The sequence below is a fragment of the Arthrobacter sp. ZGTC131 genome (assembly GCF_002929275.1).
In the GTDB taxonomy this organism is placed as follows: domain Bacteria; phylum Actinomycetota; class Actinomycetes; order Actinomycetales; family Micrococcaceae; genus Arthrobacter.
In genome coordinates this window covers 1-537 of sequence record NZ_PJIK01000101.1, presented here as the reverse complement: position 1 = coordinate 537, position 537 = coordinate 1, and the positions used below count along the sequence as shown (strand labels likewise).

Below are 537 nucleotides of genomic sequence, written 5' to 3'. Positions count from 1 at the left end.
CACCTGGCCAAACCCCAGGGAGCCCGCCCGCGGCTGGACTACGCCGGCGCTGCCTTGCTGGCCGTTGCGAGCGCCGCCCTGATCATGCTCACCACGTGGGCGGGCACCACCTATGCCTGGTCAAGTCCGCAGATCCTGGCTCTGGCCGCATTGACCCTGGCTGCGGGTGCGGCATTTGTGCGGGTGGAGCTGAAGTCCCGGGAGCCGATCATGCCGCTGGGCCTGTTCCGCAACCGGAACTTCCTGCTGCCCGTGCTGGTGGGCATCTCCGTGGGCATCGCCATGTTCTCCACCATTTCCTACCTGCCCACCTTCCTGCAGATGGTCAACGACGCCTCCGCCACCATGTCCGGACTGATGATGCTGCCGATGACCGCCGGCCTGCTGATCACCTCGATCGGCACCGGGCAGCTCATTTCCCGCACCGGCAAGTACAAGATCTATCCCATTCTCGGCGCGGCCGTGATGATTGTCGGGCTGCTGCTGCTTTCCCGGATCTCCAACACCACGCCCTACTGGTTCACCGCGCTGGGGATG

General features: G+C 65.4%; 1 pseudogene. It reads left to right on the top strand.

The features are described from left to right. Positions 1 to 537: pseudogene (locus CXQ90_RS22580) on the top strand (MFS transporter); the annotation flags it as partial.